Below are 16,064 nucleotides of genomic sequence, written 5' to 3'. Positions count from 1 at the left end.
CCTTGTTAAGGACATAGTGGGGCCATAATAAAAAAACCGTCAATACGGTATTTTCAAAATTGGGTTAATTTGGCCACAGATTCAGGTGGTCCAAAAAATTATACAAATCATTTCAAATATTTGCGTTATTAAAATTCCGTAAAAATTTTTTGTTTCAGGAAGATGACCTGCGCCTGACCATAGAGTCTGGTGTCGATTATTTGCCACAGGTCCGTGGCAAAAAAGTCCTCATCGGCCGCCACTTCCAGCATGATCAGGGCGTCATCCGCCAGCCATTTGCCCATATGCAGGGCCTCAAGCGCCATCGGCCCCAATCCCTTGCGGTAGGGCGGGTCCATGAAGACCAGATCGAAGGCCTCCGCCGCATTACCGGGCCGGATCCCCAGCTGGGTGGCGTCGCGGCGATGGATACGCGTATTGCCGAACAGCCCGAAAGCTTCGACATTTTCGCGGATCGCACCGCGCGCGGCGTCATCCGTATCGACGAACAGGCAAAAGGCCGCCCCGCGCGACATGGCCTCGATGCCCAGCGCGCCGGACCCGGCGAATACGTCCATGATGCGCGCGCCGCTAAGATTGGGCGCGAAGTCGGCGTGTTCGAGGATGTTGAAAATGGCCTGACGCGCGCGGTCCGAGGTCGGACGGGTGTTTTGCCCGTCCGGCGTGGTTAGCGCGCGGCCACGAAAGTCTCCACCGACGACGCGCATCGCTTATTCCGGACGCGGCTTACGCGGACCGGTCGGACGGGCGCCACCCGGACGCGGGCCCCCGGGACGCGGACCACCGGCGGGACGACCACCGGGCTTACCGGCGAACGACGGTTTGCCGCCAAAGCCGCCCGGCTTGCCACCGAAGGACTTACCGGCGGGACGGTCACCCGAGGGACGATCCCCGCGCGGTTTGAAGTCACCACGCGGCTTATCGAAACGCGGTTTGTCACCAAAACCACGACCTTCCGGGCGGTCACCACGCGGCTTGAAATCGCCACGTGGTTTAAAATCGCGGTTTTCGCCACCGTCACGGGGCTTGAACTCACCACGCGGCTTGTCGAAGCGCGGTTTATCGCCGAACGAACGGGCGGGTCTATCTGCAGAAGGTCGAGCACCGGCGGGGCGTTCGCCACGCGGCTTGAAATCGCGACCTTCGCCACCTTCCCGCGGTTTGAAGTCACCGCGCGGCTTGTCGAAGCGCGGCTTATCACCAAACGAACGGGCGGGACGCTCACCACGCGGGGCAAATTCGCCACGCGGACGTTCCGGGCGCGGGGTCCATTCGCGCTCACCACGCGGTTCCGGGCGACGGTCGCGGGCTTCGCCGTCACCGCTGAAGCGCGGACGTTCATCGAAATCGCGATCCTTGAAATCACGTTCAGGGGCCGGTTTGCGGAAGGACGGGCGGTCGCTGAACGGACGCGCAGGACGGTCACCCGTTGGACGATCTCCAAAAGTCTTGGCACCAAAAGGCTTGGCACCCGCCGGACGATCACCACGCGGTTTGAAATCGCCGCGCGAACCGCGCTTGAAGTCGGCCCCCGGCGTCGGGCTAGTCGGACGGCCACCGGCGGCGAAACGATCACCCCCGCCGCGACGGCCCGTGTCACCACCGCTGCGCGCCTTGAAGCCCGATTGCGTCTGGCTGGCGGTTTCCGGCGGCAGGTTGCGCGGGTCGATCTTGTCGGCCAGAAGTTCGCGGATGACGCGCGGGCCAATTTCCTCGACCTCGCCATGCTCCAGATCGCCGAGCTGGAACGGCCCGTAGGCCATGCGGATCAGGCGGTTAACCTTGAGACCCAGGCTGTCCAGCACCTTACGCACTTCGCGGTTCTTGCCTTCGGTCAGCGACACCGTGATCCACAGATTGGCGCGGCCGTCGGCCTTTTCCTGCGCCTTGTCGAGCTTGGCTTCGATCGGGCCATAGGTGACGCCTTCGACGGTCGTGCCGTTGGCCAGCTTGTCGAGCGCCTCCTGCGTCGTGCGACCGAGCGCGCGGACGCGATAGACGCGGTTCCAGCCGGTCGTCGGCAGTTCCAGCGCACGGGCCAGTTCGCCGTCATTGGTCAGCAGCAGCAGGCCTTCGGAATTGAGATCGAGGCGACCGACGGAGATCACGCGCGGCAGGTCTTCGGGCAGCGACGAAAAGACGGTCGGACGGCCCTGCGGGTCCTGATGGGTCGTCATCAGGCCGACGGGCTTATGGTAACGCCAGACGCGGGTCGGCTCGGCCTTACGGATCGGCTTGCCTTCGACAGTGATCACGTCTTCGGCTGTCACGGTGACGGCGGGGGTCTCAAGGATGCGGCCATTGACGGCGATCTTGCCCAGACCGATCAGGCGCTCGACTTCGCGGCGCGAGGCCAGACCGGCGCGGGCCAGGACCTTGGCGATGCGTTCGGCGGGCAGCGGCGCTTTTTTCGCGCCCTTCTTGTCGCCGCCCTTTTTATCAAAGGGCTTCTTGTCGAATTTCTTGGCGGGTTTATCGACCTCGGCACCGGGATCGGCACGCGGTGTGAAGTCTTCGGGGGGCGTCTCGACCGGCGGCGTGTGGGTGGCTTCGGGAGTCGGGTTCTCGTTGTCTTGTGTCATCGTCGTGACTTTCTGGCTGGGCCTGCTCACGCAGGGCCGTTTTGACTTGACGAATAAGGTGTTTCCCCGGTCTAAAGCCCTATGGCTGACGAAGATGAAACCCTGATGCGTCTGGCGCTATCGCTCGCCCAGGAGGCGGCGGAGGCCGGCGAGGTGCCGATAGGCGCTTTAATCTACGATCCGTCAAGTAAAACCATCGTTTCGTGCGCAAAAAATGCGCCGATTACCCTTAACGACCCCTCCGCTCACGCCGAGATACTGGCCATGCGTGAGGCCGGGCAGGTTGTGGGCAATTACCGCCTGACCGATCTGTGGCTCTATGCGACGCTGGAGCCGTGCGCCATGTGCGCCGGAGCCTTGTCACATGCCCGTATCGGGCGGGTGATCTATGGCGCAGCGGACCCCAAGGGCGGCGCGGTCGATCACGGCCCGAAGTTCTTCGCCCAGCCGACCTGTCACTGGCGCCCGGAGGTAACGTCCGGCGTGCTTGAGGCCGAGAGCGGGACGATGCTAAAAGACTTCTTCCGCCAGAGACGTAAATCAAAGGGATAAGCCATGCGCCGCCTGATTGCCGTGCTGCTGAGTGTATATGCGTTCCCCGCCGCCGCCGACACGATTACGCAGACCGTCTATGAAGGCACGCTCGGCAAGAACCCCATCGTCATGGAGGTGCGCAGCGCTACGGTGGATGGAAAGACGCTTTATGCCGGTCAGTATTATTACACGAAATATCGCGGCCTGATCCCGCTTGAAGCCATAGCCGACGGTCTGATGCTCGGCGAACGCCCCTATTGCGAAGAAGCTCAGTGTCCCTTTACCGGCACGTTCACCCTGACGCCCACCAGCGCGGGCCTGAGCGGCCAGTGGCGGGCCAGCGGCAAGCGAACCTCCGTGGACGTGGCTCTCAAGAAGGTGGCGACGCACGCTATCGTGTCGCCAAACCCTGTGCGCGAGGCGGGCGATCTGATGGTCGTGGATACCGTCATGGAAGCGCCGGGCAAGCCCGTGGCCGATGATCCGTTCCGCTTTCGCAGGCTCAATCAGGACAACCTCTATGGCCCCGAAACCGTGGCCGGTCCCGTCGCCTACCGCACCGTGACCGACAAGGCGACCGGCGTGCATTACCTCAACCTGACGCGCCATCCCGACGCCGCGGTCATGAAAAAGGTCAATGCCACGCTGGACATCGAGCGTTATTTCCGTCTGGAAGGCGCGCTCGATTGTTTATCGATGAAGGGGTTTACCGGTGCCGGGACCACGGGCGGTTACGATGAGACGACGGAAAAGGTTGTTTATATTACGCCAACCCTGATGGCGGTCGAAGACTCCGGCTCGACCTATTGTGGCGGCGCGCACCCCAATAATTACTGGGTCATCCATACTTATGACCTCCGTCAGGGCGGCGAGCTCGACTTCGACCGTGTGCTGAAACTCTACAATAGGCCCGTTGGCTGGAAGGATGGCGACGACCTGCCGGAAACCGCTGAATACAAGGCCTTACAAGCGAAATTGAATCCGAAATCGCCGTGGTTTGCCGCCGACGTCGACCCGGAATGTCTGGGCGAAGATGTCGACAGCTATGGCGGCGGCTACAGTTTCTCGTTCAACGCCAAGGGCCTTGTCGTCTCGCGTACCGATCTGCCGCACGCTCTCGGTGCCTGTATGGGCGTCTATTACGTGGTGCCCTATGCCGAACTGAAAGCGCTGTGGCGGCCCGAAGCCAAGGCCTATTTTCCGAATCTTTAGGCCCATACGGTTTTAAACCCCTGCATTTTTATACCTTAATCGTTCCAGTGTTTTGAGTGATAACCGCCCATGACCTTCGATATGACTGAACTGACCACGCGCTTCGGCTATTTCGTCACCAATGTGAAAAATGCCTGGGGGGACATCACCCAGCATTCGGTTTTCCTGTCGAATTTGCTGATCGCCGCCCTGATCCTGATGGTCACCCTGTTCCTGTCGCAATGGCTGTCGAATACGGTGAAACGGACGGCCAAGCGCTACGCCCATTCCGACGCCGACCGCACCTTGCCGGAGTTCCTGTCGCAGCTGGTCTGGTGGCTGGTGATGATCGTCGGCCTTGTCGTCATTCTCAACCGGCTGGGGGTGCAGACGACCTCGATCCTGACCGTGCTGGGGGCGGCGTCTCTGGCCATCGGCCTGTCGCTGCAAGGGACGCTGGCCAATGTGGCGTCGGGGATCATGCTGCTGGCGCAAAAACCCTACCGTATCGGCGATACGGTCACCATCGGCGACAGTTCGGGTACGGTGGCGCGGCTGGGCCTGTTCCTGACCGAGATCACCAATGGCGACAACCACAAGGTCTATATCCCCAACGCCAAGATTTTCTCCGACCGCATCATCAATCAGACCCACTATGGTCACCGGACCCTGGCTTTGCTGGTGACGGTCGATTTCGCCACAAACCTTGATGAAGCGCTGGGGATTCTCAAAAAAATCACCGCCGATCACCCGGGAACCCTGGGCACGCCGGCGGTCTGGGCCGGCGTCGAGAACTTCATGGATAACGGCGTGCAGCTCAAGGTCACGGCTCAGGTCGAGGTGGCCAAGCACGGTCAGATCCGCGCCGATATTCTGAAAGCGATCAAGGAAACCTTCCACGCGCACGGGATCCTGATCCCCTACCCGCATCAGGTCGGTATCGAGAAGTATCCGAAGACGGAAGACATCGCCAAGGCCAATTAAAGCCGCTTTCGCCCTTGCACCGCACACGGAAATGGTTTCAAACTCAACGGATCATTTTTCTGTCATCTTCGGAACCCGTGCCCGTGCTGAAACGTCTGCTGCTTGCCTCCTGCGTCCTGCTTGCCTCCCCGGCCATTGCCGATCCTGTTCAGCAAACCAAGGGCAAGTTCGTCGACAAGTTCCGCCAGCTTGAGGGCGAAGAATGGCCGACGCCGACCGATTACCGCAACGCCGCCGGTGAGCCGGGCTACCGTTACTGGCAGCAGAAGGTCGATTATAAGATCAAGGCCAGCCTGAACGAGGCCGCCAGATCGATCACCGGCGCGGAGACGGTGACCTACACCAACAATTCGCCCGACACCCTGCGCTATGTGTGGCTGCTGCTCGACCAGAACGGCTATAAGCGCAATTCGATCAGCGAACTAACCGCCACCACCTCGGGCAAGGATGTCTCGGTCGGTGCTGTGCGCCGCGCCAAGCGGATGCAGGAATGGGAAGGCGGCTTCAACGACCTGACCGTTACGGGCGCCGATGGTCAGCCGCTGAAATTCACCGTCAACGACACGCTTATGCGCATCGATCTGGCGCAGCCGCTGAAATCCGGCGAGACCCTGACCTTCAATATCGGCTGGTCGTTCCCCATCGCCGAAGCCAAGGTCGTCGGTGGCCGTTCGGGCTATGAGTGCTTCACCAAGCCCGGCGAAGACGGCAACTGCATTTTCCTTGGGGCGCAATGGTTCCCGCGTCTGGCGGTCTATTCGGACTACGAAGGCTGGCACAACAAGGCCTTCATCGGTTCGGGCGAATTCACGCTGGAATTCGGCGATTACGACGTCGAGTTGACCGTCCCGGCCGACCATATCATTTCGGCGACCGGCGAACTGACCAATGCGTCGGAGGTGCTGACCGCCGCTCAGGCCAAACGCTTCAATGACGCCAAAACCGCCGCCGCGCCGATCTATGTGGTGACGCCGGACGAAGCCGCCGCCGCCGAAAAAAGCAAGGCAGCCGGTACCAAGACGTGGAAATTCAGGGCGCAGAACGTCCGCGATTTCGCTTTTGGCTCGTCGCGCAAGTTCATCTGGGATGCGCAAGGGGTGAAAAACGGCGACCCGGCGCATCCGGTCGTCATGGCGATGTCCTTCTTCCCCAAGGAGGCCCGCCCCCTGTGGGACGCCTATTCGACCAAATCCATCGCCCATACACTCAACGTCTACGGCAAGTTCGCCTTCGCCTACCCCTACCCCACCGCGCAGTCGGTCAATGGCCCGGTCGGCGGCATGGAATATCCGATGATCACCTTCAACGGCCCGCGCCCGGTGAAGGACAAGAAGACAGGCGAGTTGACCTATACCGAACGCGCCAAGTACGGCCTGATCGGCGTGGTCATCCACGAAATCGGTCACATCTGGTTCCCGATGACCGTCAATTCCGACGAGCGTCAATGGACCTGGCTCGATGAGGGCATCAACTCCTTCATTCAGTTCCAGGCCGAGAAAGAGTGGGACAAGGACTTTCCGTCGCGCCGTGGCGAGCCGAAATCGATGATCGAGTACATGCTGAGCGAAAATCAGGTGCCGATCATGACCAATTCGGAATCGATCCCGCAGTTCGGCAACAACTCCTACGGTAAGCCGGCCGCGGCGCTGACCATTCTGCGCGAAACAGTGCTGGGGCGCGAAAAGTTCGACTTCGCCTTCAAGGAATATTCGCGCCGCTGGCAGTTCAAGCGCCCGACGCCCTATGACTTCTTCCGCACCATGGAAGAGGCGTCCGGCACCGATCTCGACTGGTTCTGGCGCGGCTGGTTCTATTCGACCGACCACGTCGATATCGAACTGGCCGACATCAAGAAGGCGCGTCTGAACACCCGCGATCCGGTCGTGGAAAAGGCGTGGGACAAGCTTCAGGACGACAAACAGCCCGACTCGCTGACCGCCGGACGCAATACCGGTAAGACCGTGGTCGAAACCGACCCCGTGACGAAGGATTATTACGACCTCGACGACAAGTGGGAACCGACGGCGAAGGACAAGAAGAAATACGCCGACCTGATGAAGGACGCCGATCCGGAGCTGAAAGAGGCGCTGGCGGTCAAGGACAGCTTCTATAACTTCACCTTCCGCAACAAGGGCGGGCTGGTCATGCCGGTGATCCTGAAAATGGACTTCACCGACGGCACGTCCGAGACGGTGCGTATCCCGGCCGAGGTCTGGCGCTACAACCCGCAGCAGGTGACGTGGCAGTATGTGACGGCGAAGACGCTGAAACAGGCCGAGATCGATCCGAACTGGGAAACCGCCGATGTCGATCCGTCGAACAATGCCTTCCCGCGCAAGATCGACGACGTTCGCGCCAATGTTACCGACGCCGAGGAACTGCCGAACCGCATGAAGGACGACGACGTGGTCGTGACACCCGACAGCACGAAGACGCAGCCGAAAAAGGTCGAGAAGAAGTAGTTACCCTCTCCCTGAGGGAGAGGGTGGCACGAAGTGCCGGGTGAGGGGGAAATAGAGGAAATATACTATGCGTTTCAACCATTCCCCCCTCACCCCAACCCTCTCCCTCAAGGGAGAGGGGGTTTTAAGGCGAACAGTGCTTGTGGGATGTGCCAGCCTGCTTCTCGCTTCCCCTGCCCTTGCCCATCGCGGGCACCACACCCTGACCGTGGTGGAAATCGACGCGACCGGTAAGGTCACCATCACCCATAACCTCTCCGCCCACGATACGGAGCCGGAGCTAGTCGAACTGGCCCCCGACGCCCAGCCCTCGGTCGATGATCCGGACGCCTTCAAGGCGCTGGAGGCGCATCTGGCTACGGCCTTCAAGGTCAATGGCCAGACCTTCAAACCCGTGTCGAACGACATGGCGGGCGACGACATCATTCTGGTTTACGGTGGCAAGCTGCCGAAAGCGCCCAAGTCGGTAACTATCGACTACGGCCTGTTCCCCTATTCGCGCCAGACCGGCGTCGGCCTTGTCAATGTCCGCGTCAGGGGCGTGACCAAAAGCCTGACCTTCGCGCATGGCTCCGCGCCGCAGACGGCGACCTTCGATTAAAAGACGTTGGCGGCCGCCGTGTCGTGCTCCAGTTGGAAGCGATGTATCCGCCGCACCATCTGATAAAAGCACAGGGTTGCCATCAAAGAACTGATATTGCCGACGCTTTCCGCCCACACCAGAAACGGCATGTCGATATAGGCCTGATCACTGGAGAAGGTCTGACGCGTGACGAACCAGCCAATGAGGTTCCCGGTCAGATAGGTCGCCCACCAGATGTTGATCAGGGGCACGCTTTGAGCACCGGGCCCCCGACTGGCGATCCACATTTCCTTCAAGGTTACATAGGGCTTCCAAAGGCTGGCAAACGGTATGAAAAACCAGCCGACAGCCCAGGCGGGCGTTGTCGTCATCCGACCCGGTTGAAGCACCCGGGCGTTCTTCGCCGCCCTGTACACCCAAATCAGAGATATGACACCCGATATGGCCCAAAACAGGAACCAGATCAGAATGCCAATGGCGTTGATCGTATAGGCCGACGATTCGGCATAGCTCGGATCGTGCCAATTGATAAACAGAGGCGTTATAACCGTGGGCACGGTCGTCACGATCAAGGCCCCCATAAGACGCAGGGCCCACTTGGTCAGCTTCGGCAAGGGCCTGAAGCTATAGGTTATGGTATTCATTATTTCCCCCCGGATATTGTTTTAAACGAGCCCCGTCTCGCCGATCTTGTAGAACCGTTCCGCCCGCTGGGCGACCAGTTGGTCCGGTGACAGGTAGCTCAGGGCCTGAAGCTCGGCATCGAGCGCATCGCCGACGCGGCGGATCATGTCGTCCTTGTCCGAATGGGCACCGCCCGCCGGCTCTTCGATGATCCGGTCGACGATACCGACCTTGAGCAGGTCCGGCGCGGTGATCTTCATCTGATCGGCAGCGTCCTTGGCGCGCGATCCGTCGCGCCACAGGATCGAAGCCGCCCCTTCGGGCGAAATGACCGAATAGATCGAGTGCTCCAGAATCAGGACGCGGTTGGCGGCAGCCAGGGCGATCGCCCCGCCGGAGCCGCCCTCGCCCGTCACGGTCGAAATGAACGGCACTTTCAGCGTCAGGCCGCGTTCGGTCGAGCGCGCGATGGCCTCGGCCTGACCACGCTCCTCGGCGCCGATGCCGGGATAGGCCCCGGCGGTGTCGACAAAGGTGATGACCGGCAGGCCGTATTGTTCGGCCATATCCATCAGGCGCACGGCCTTGCGATAGCCTTCAGGGCGGGCCATGCCGAAATTGTGGCGCAGGCGTGAATTGGTGTCGTTACCCTTCTCATGGCCCATGACGACCACCGACTGACCGCGAAAACGGCCGAGACCGCCGATGATCGCCTGATCGTCGCCGAATTTACGGTCGCCGCGCAGTTCGACAAAATCCTCGATCAGCCCCTCAAGGTAATCGACCATATGCGGGCGTTCCGGATGGCGGGCGACCATAGTCTTCTGCCACGGCTCAAGCTGGGCATAGGTTTCCTTCGTCAGGACCAGCGCCCGTTCGCGCAGGGCCTTCACCTCGGCATCGAGATTCGCGCCGCCCGACGACGACAGGGCCGACAGTTCCTCGATCTTGGCTTCGAGGTCGGCAATCGGGCGTTCAAATTCGAGATAATGACGCATGGGGAGGCTGAATCTCTTTATAGATACTGACGTAGCGAACCCTGCGCTTTACCCCAATCCGGCTTATACTCAAAGTGTAAAATCAGTGCAGGCAAAGTGTAAAATCAGGATTTCAGGCCACGCGCCAACGGATGATGGGTTTCCACCACCGCTTTGAGGCGTTCGGTCGCGACGTGGGTATAGACCTGCGTCGTCGAAATATCGGCGTGACCCAGCAGGGTTTGCACGACGCGCAGGTCGGCCCCGCCTTCGAGCAGGTGCGTGGCAAAGGCGTGACGCAGGACGTGCGGCGACACCCGCGCCGGGTCGATCCCGGCCTCCAGCGCCGCCTCGTCCAGCAATTGCCCGACCCGACGCCGCGTCAGATAGCCATCGGCCCCCCGCGAGCAGAAGAGATAAGGGTTGGCCTTGTCCTTCGCCCCCAGAAACAGGGGCCGGATGTCGAGATATTCGGCAATCGCCGCCCGCGCCGCCGGGTTGAGCGGCACCAGACGCTCGACGCCGCCCTTGCCTTTGACGATCAGGAAGGCCGGGTCTTTCTGCACGCTGTCGAGGCGCAGCGATACCAGTTCGGAAATCCGCATACCCGAGGCATAGGCCATCTCTATCAGGCATTGCAGCCGGATCGCCTGATGGGCGTCCTTCGCGTCGGCGGCGGTAATCAAAGCCTCGACCTCGGCACGGCTGAGGATTTTAGGCAGGGGCTTGCCCTTTTTCGCGGCGGCGATCTTGCGACTGGGGTCGGTCTCGCTCAGGCCCTCCAGCACACAAAACCGATAGAACTGCCGCACGGCCGAACGCTTGCGCTGCAGGGTCGACGAGGCCAGTCCCCGCGCATCAAGATGTTCAAAAAACGCGGCGATATGGGTTTCGCTGAGGCTCAATAATCCCTGCGGCGCGACCTGCGCATGGGTTTGCAAATCGAGCAGGTCCTGCCCATAGGCTTCCAGCGTGCGCGGCGAGGCATTGCGCTCGACGCTGAGCATTTGCAGAAAAGTACTGACGGGATCGCGGGGCATTCTGACACTCAAATACAGAGTTAACCGCTTATTTCTGGCCTAATCCCCTAAACATCGTGTAAAGCACAGGACATGACGACGATTTTCCACCGCATGGGACGCGTTTGACCCATGCCCAACACCTCTGAGCCGCGCTCCAGCCTGATTCTGCCGCGTCCGATCGCCCTGATCGGCCTCATGGGCGTGGGTAAAACCACCGTAGGCCGCCGGCTGGCCGATGCGCTCGGTCTGGCGTTCAAGGATGCCGACGAAGAGATCGAGAAAGCCGCCGGACTGACCGTAGCCGATATCTTTGCCGCCTTTGGCGAGGCCGGGTTCCGCGACGGCGAGCAGAAGGTGATTTCGCGCCTGCTCGATGACGGCCCGCACGTGCTGGCGACCGGCGGCGGCGCCTTCGTGCAACCCGCCACGCGCGAGATCATCAAGCAGAAAGCCATTACCGTCTGGCTGAAGACCGATCTGCGCACCATCGCGCGGCGCGTCGCCAATCGCTCGCACCGTCCGCTGCTGCACAATCGCGACCCGATGGAGGTTCTGCGCGAGCACGAGAAAAACCGTTATCCCTTCTATGCCGAGGCCGACATCACGGTCGATACCGGCGATCAGTCGCACGCCAAAAGCGTCGAACTGGTACTGGCGGCCCTGAAAACCTTTATCGAGACGAATTAGAACCTGTCCCGATCTGATTGCATCCGTCGGCACAGGTTCTAATTTTTTGCTTTAACGCGCTTTTGAATCCAAAAAGTGCGTCCCACTTTTTGGAAAGCGCTTCTATGACCACGATCCCTGTTTCCGGTGAGGGCTTCCGCGCCTATGACGTCGAGGTCGGTTCTGGCCTGACCTCTGATATCGCCGCCCGCGTGACGCCGTTCCTCAAAAACCAACGCACCCTGATCATCACCGATAGCCGTGTCGGCCCTTTGCACGCGGGAACATTATCGGCAGCCTTGGAGGCCTCCGGCATCACAGCCCCCGTCGTCACCCTGCCCGCCGGGGAAGAAACCAAGGGCTGGGACGGTCTGAAAGACCTGACCGACGCCATGGTCGATGCCGGGTTGGACCGCAAGGATGTGGTCATCGCGCTGGGCGGCGGGGTTATCGGCGACCTGACAGGGTTTGCGGCCTCGGTCTATATGCGCGGCATCGACTTCATCCAGATCCCGACGACCGTGCTGGCGCAGGTCGATTCGAGCGTCGGCGGCAAGACGGCCATCGATCACCCTAAGGGCAAGAACCTGATCGGCGCGTTCCATCAGCCGCGTCTGGTCCTGTGCGATCTCGACCTGCTCAAGACCCTGCCGGTGCGCGATATCCGCTGCGGCTATGCCGAGGTCATCAAGTACGGCCTGTTGGGCGACCGCGCCTTCTTCGACTGGCTGGAGGCCAACGATCAGGCGGTGCTGGCGCTCGAACCGGCGGCCATCGAATACGCCGTGTCGCGCAGCGTCGAAATGAAGGCCGAGATCGTCGCCGCAGATGAGCGCGAAGGCGGTCAGCGCGCCCTGCTCAATCTGGGGCATACCTTCGGACACGCGCTGGAGGCCGAACTGGGTTTTGGCGCTACGCTGCTGCACGGTGAGGCCGTGGCGATCGGCATGGGCATGGCTTTCCGCTACAGCGCCCGCATGGGGCTCTGCGATCAGGCCGAAGCCGACCGCGCCGTGGCGGCCATCGCTCAGGCGGGTCTGCCGACCCACATGCACCATATCCGCAATGCGGCGTTCGCTGCGGATGTGCTGATCAAGCATATGGGCCACGACAAGAAGGCCGAGGGTGGCAAGCTGGTCTTCGTACTGGTCAAGGGCATCGGTGAGGCGTTTGTCGCCAAGGATGTGCCCGCCGACTCGATCCGCGAGTTTCTGATCGCCGAAGGGGCGACGGCGTAATTTCACCCTCCCCCTGAGGGAGAGGCATAAGAAGAAAAAAGCCCGGTCGTCTGACCGGGCTTTTTTTAGTCTTCCTTGAGGTGATTATATTCATCCGCCGTCAGGACCCGCTTCTCATCCTCCGCCTTGCCGTCGGCATGGAAGAACGGTGAAATCCGCTTGCCGACCGCATTCGACAGCTTGTCGATCAGGATATACATTACCGGGATGAACAGCAGCGACAGAAGCGTCGAGGTGATCAGACCGCCGATCACCGCCACGGCCATCGGCTGACGGAAGGCATCGGTGCCGACTGCCACCGGGATCATCCCTGCGCCCATGGCGATGGTGGTCATGATGATCGGACGGGCGCGCTTGCGGGCGGCATCCATCAAGGCCGCCTGACGCGGCACCCCGGCCTTCATCTCGACCATGGCGTATTCGACCAGCAGGATCGAGTTCTTGGCCGCGATACCGGTCAGCATGATCAGGCCGATCATCGACGGCATCGACATCGACATCCGGCACACGACCAGCGCGATGAAGGCGCCGCCGAACGACACCGGCAAAGCCATCAGAATGGTGAAGGGGTGGCTGAAGCTGCCGAACAGCAGGATCAACACGATCAGCATCAGGATAATGCCGGTCCCGATGGCGATGCCGAAATTCTTGCCCATATCGGCGAAGTCTTCGCTGTCGGGTGAGACGACGCTGCGCACGCCGGGGACTTCGCCGGCCATGACCTTCTTCATCGTCGGCAGATCCTTGATCGCCTTGTCCGCCGTCCCGTTGGGCACGCCGTTGAGGTCGGCCTTGATGGTGGCCGAACGCGTCCGGTCGAGGCGGTTGATCTCGATCGGCCCCGCGCCAAAGGTGATGTCAGCCACCGCCGTCAGCGGCACCGAGGTCCCGAAACGGGTCGGCACCATAAGGGTATCAAGATTATTGATATCCAGACGCGTCGCTTCCTTGAGCAGGACGCGGATCGGCACCTGACGGTCGCCGTCGTTGAACTTGGCCAGCACCTGATCGATGTCGCCCATGGTCGCCACGCGGGCGGCCTGAGAAATCGCCTGGGTCGAAACCCCCATCAGCGCCGCCTGATCGGCCTTGGGCGTGATGATGATTTCCGGCCGCGTGACGTTATCGTCCGAATGGACGTTGGTCAGTTCCTTGAGCCCCTGCATTTCGCGGATCAGCTGGATCGACGTCTCGCGCAGGGCTTCGTGGTTGTCGGAGACCAGCAGATAGGACACGCCGGTCCCCCCGCCGCCTTCCTGACCGAAAGAGGCGTGAACGCCCGGATAGTTGTGCAGGACTTCGGTGAAGGACTGCTCGAACTCCGTCTGCGACAGCTTGCGGTCCTTGATCGGCACCAGATTGACCGTCAGGGTCGCCGTATTGGTATTGACAACGGCGTAGGTACTCTTGACCTCAGGGCGCTTTTTCAGCTCGGCCATAAAGGCCTGCACCGTGGCGTCGGTCTCGGCCAGCGGCGTACCGGGCGGATAGGTGATGCTCATCACCGACATCGACTGATCGCCTGCCGGGATGTTGTCGGACGGTATGACGATGACCAGCGCGGTCGAGGAGACGAAGAAGACGATGGCGGCCAGAACGGTCAGCCATTTGTGACGCAGGCAGAACCCCAGCCAGTTCAGATACCCCTTCATCCAGAAGGGTTCGTCGTGCTTGTGCTCGTCGCCCGGCTTGACGCGCAGGAGATAGGCCCCCATCAGCGGCGTCAGGGTACGCGCCACCACCAGCGAGAAGATGACCGAGACGCAGGCGGCGATGGCGAAGGTCTTGAAGAACTGCCCCACGATCCCCGGCATGAAGCCGGTCGGCGCGAAGACGGCCACCAGGGTCGCGGTGGTCGCCACGACGGCGAGGCCGATTTCGTCGGCGGCCTCGATGGCGGCCTGATAGGGTTTCTTGCCTTCGCGGATGTGGCGGACGATGTTTTCGATTTCCACGATGGCGTCGTCGACCAGGATACCGACGGTCAGCGACAGGGCCAGCAGCGAGACGATGTTGAACGACTCGTTGATGGCGTGCATGACGTAGAAGGTCGGCAACAGCGACATCGGCATGGCCACGGCGGCGATGAAGGTTGCGCGCAGATCGCGCAGGAACAGCCAGACCACGAACACGGCCAGCAGCGCCCCGATGATCAGGGCTTCGAACGATACTTCGTAGGAGCGATGCACTTCGTCGACCGACGAGGCGACCTGCACGATCTGAACGCCCGGGTTTTCTTTCTGCAGCTTGTCCAGCGCCGCACGGACACCTTCGGCCACGTGGACTTCGGAGGTATTGCGGGTGCGCTCGACATTGAAGCCGACGACCTCGTTGCCGTTGAAGCGCGCGCGCGACCGCGGCTCGGACCAGGTGTCGATGACCTGCCCCAGATCGCCGAGACGGACGCTGCCGCCGTTCGAAAGGGTGATGCGCTTTTCCGACAGGGCGGCGACCGTGTCGGCATTGCCGAGCGTGCGGATCGTCTGCTCCGAACCGCCGGAATTGAAGCGGCCGCCGGGCATGTTGACGTTGAAGGCGGTCAGTTGCTGGCTGATGTCGGCGGCGGTGACGCCCAGCCCGGCCAGTTTCCCGGCATCCAGCTCGACGCGGATTTCACGATCCACGCCGCCGTTGCGGTTGACCTTGGCCACGCCCTTGACGCCCAGAACGCGCTTGGAAATATCGTTGTCGACGTACCACGACAACTGTTCCGGCGACATGTTCGAGGCGCGGATCGTATAGGTCAGAAGCGGCTGCCCCGAGGCATTGTCGACGCGGGAGATGATCGGATCCTGCACGTCGCCGGGCAGATTGCCGCGCACCCCGGCCACCGCATTGCGCACGTCGTTGGTGGCCTTTTCGAGGTCGGTGCCCAACTGGAACTGCACGATGGTGGTCGAAGCGCCCTCACTGACCACGGAACGGATATGGCGCACGTCGCCAAGGCCGGAGACCGAGTCCTCGACGATACGGGTGACCTGGTTCTGCAGTTCCGACGGCGCGGCGCCGGAGCGTACCACCGTCACGACGACGAAGGGAAAATCGACGTCGGGCCAGTTATTGACCCGCATGTTCTGGAACCCCGCAATGCCCAGAAAGGTCATCAGGATGAAGAAGACCAGAGTCGGGATCGGGTTGCGGATCGACCAGGATGATATCTGGAACCCAGCCGGGCGTTTATCAGCAGGAGGCGTCGACATG

The 16,064-nt window shown here is 61.4% G+C and carries 13 protein-coding genes; 7 read left to right on the top strand and 6 right to left on the bottom strand.

Annotated elements, in window-relative coordinates; all coding sequences use genetic code 11:
* Positions 1-128: 128 nt before the first annotated feature.
* Both rsmD and PQU92_RS11500 read right to left on the bottom strand, forming a co-directional pair.
* Positions 129-707 carry a 16S rRNA (guanine(966)-N(2))-methyltransferase RsmD gene (gene rsmD, locus PQU92_RS11505; RefSeq protein ID WP_272748362.1) on the bottom strand — a complete coding sequence of 193 codons (579 nt, stop codon included), beginning with the start codon at positions 705-707 and terminating at the stop codon, positions 129-131.
* 3 nt (positions 708-710) lie between these two features.
* Positions 711-2,582: a pseudouridine synthase gene (locus PQU92_RS11500; RefSeq protein WP_272748361.1), complete on the bottom strand. Its 1,872-nt coding sequence runs from the start codon at positions 2,580-2,582 to the stop codon at positions 711-713.
* Between the two features lie 81 nt (positions 2,583-2,663).
* Between PQU92_RS11500 and tadA the strand changes: the two genes are divergently transcribed.
* From tadA to PQU92_RS11475, 5 genes are all read left to right on the top strand, one after another.
* A complete protein-coding gene (tadA, locus tag PQU92_RS11495) occupies positions 2,664-3,134 on the top strand; it encodes a tRNA adenosine(34) deaminase TadA (RefSeq protein ID WP_272748360.1) in 471 nt (156 codons plus the stop codon).
* 3 nt (positions 3,135-3,137) lie between these two features.
* Positions 3,138-4,328: a hypothetical protein gene (locus PQU92_RS11490; RefSeq protein ID WP_272748359.1), complete on the top strand. Its 1,191-nt coding sequence runs from the start codon at positions 3,138-3,140 to the stop codon at positions 4,326-4,328.
* Between the two features lie 81 nt (positions 4,329-4,409).
* Positions 4,410-5,291: a mechanosensitive ion channel family protein gene (locus PQU92_RS11485; RefSeq protein WP_272748358.1), complete on the top strand. Its 882-nt coding sequence runs from the start codon at positions 4,410-4,412 to the stop codon at positions 5,289-5,291.
* Positions 5,292-5,374: 83 nt separating this feature from the next.
* On the top strand, positions 5,375-7,753 hold the full coding sequence (locus tag PQU92_RS11480) for a M1 family metallopeptidase (RefSeq protein ID WP_272748357.1): 2,379 nt from the start codon (positions 5,375-5,377) through the stop codon (positions 7,751-7,753).
* 136 nt (positions 7,754-7,889) lie between these two features.
* Positions 7,890-8,354, top strand: a complete 465-nt coding sequence (locus tag PQU92_RS11475; RefSeq protein WP_272748356.1) for a DUF6702 family protein — start codon at positions 7,890-7,892, stop codon at positions 8,352-8,354.
* On the opposite strand, the gene PQU92_RS11470 is transcribed toward PQU92_RS11475, so the two are convergent.
* The 3 genes from PQU92_RS11470 to PQU92_RS11460 all read right to left on the bottom strand — a co-directional run bounded on the left by PQU92_RS11470 (position 8,351) and on the right by PQU92_RS11460 (position 10,977).
* Complete coding sequence (locus PQU92_RS11470) at positions 8,351-8,980, bottom strand: DUF4328 domain-containing protein (RefSeq protein ID WP_272748355.1); 630 nt, start codon at positions 8,978-8,980, stop codon at positions 8,351-8,353. The two genes, PQU92_RS11475 and PQU92_RS11470, sit on opposite strands and share 4 nt — an antisense overlap.
* Before the next feature lie 21 nt (positions 8,981-9,001).
* Complete coding sequence (locus PQU92_RS11465; protein WP_272748354.1) at positions 9,002-9,958, bottom strand: acetyl-CoA carboxylase carboxyltransferase subunit alpha; 957 nt, start codon at positions 9,956-9,958, stop codon at positions 9,002-9,004.
* Between the two features lie 104 nt (positions 9,959-10,062).
* Positions 10,063-10,977 (bottom strand): site-specific tyrosine recombinase, encoded by a 915-nt coding sequence (locus tag PQU92_RS11460; RefSeq protein WP_272748353.1) that lies wholly within the window; start codon positions 10,975-10,977, stop codon positions 10,063-10,065.
* A gap of 111 nt (positions 10,978-11,088) precedes the next feature.
* On the opposite strand from PQU92_RS11460, the gene PQU92_RS11455 reads away from it, so the two are divergent.
* On the top strand, positions 11,089-11,646 hold the full coding sequence (locus PQU92_RS11455; RefSeq protein WP_272748352.1) for a shikimate kinase: 558 nt from the start codon (positions 11,089-11,091) through the stop codon (positions 11,644-11,646).
* Between the two features lie 104 nt (positions 11,647-11,750).
* Positions 11,751-12,863 (top strand): 3-dehydroquinate synthase, encoded by a 1,113-nt coding sequence (gene aroB, locus PQU92_RS11450; protein ID WP_272748351.1) that lies wholly within the window; start codon positions 11,751-11,753, stop codon positions 12,861-12,863.
* A gap of 65 nt (positions 12,864-12,928) precedes the next feature.
* On the opposite strand, the gene PQU92_RS11445 is transcribed toward aroB, so the two are convergent.
* On the bottom strand, positions 12,929-16,063 hold the full coding sequence (locus tag PQU92_RS11445) for an efflux RND transporter permease subunit (protein WP_272748350.1): 3,135 nt from the start codon (positions 16,061-16,063) through the stop codon (positions 12,929-12,931).
* Position 16,064 lies beyond the last annotated feature (1 nt).

The sequence above is a fragment of the Asticcacaulis aquaticus genome (assembly GCF_028550415.1).
Classification (GTDB): Bacteria; Pseudomonadota; Alphaproteobacteria; order Caulobacterales; family Caulobacteraceae; genus Asticcacaulis; species Asticcacaulis aquaticus.
The sequence above is the reverse complement of the archived record's forward strand: the minus strand, read 5'-3'. Positions and strand labels throughout refer to the sequence as shown.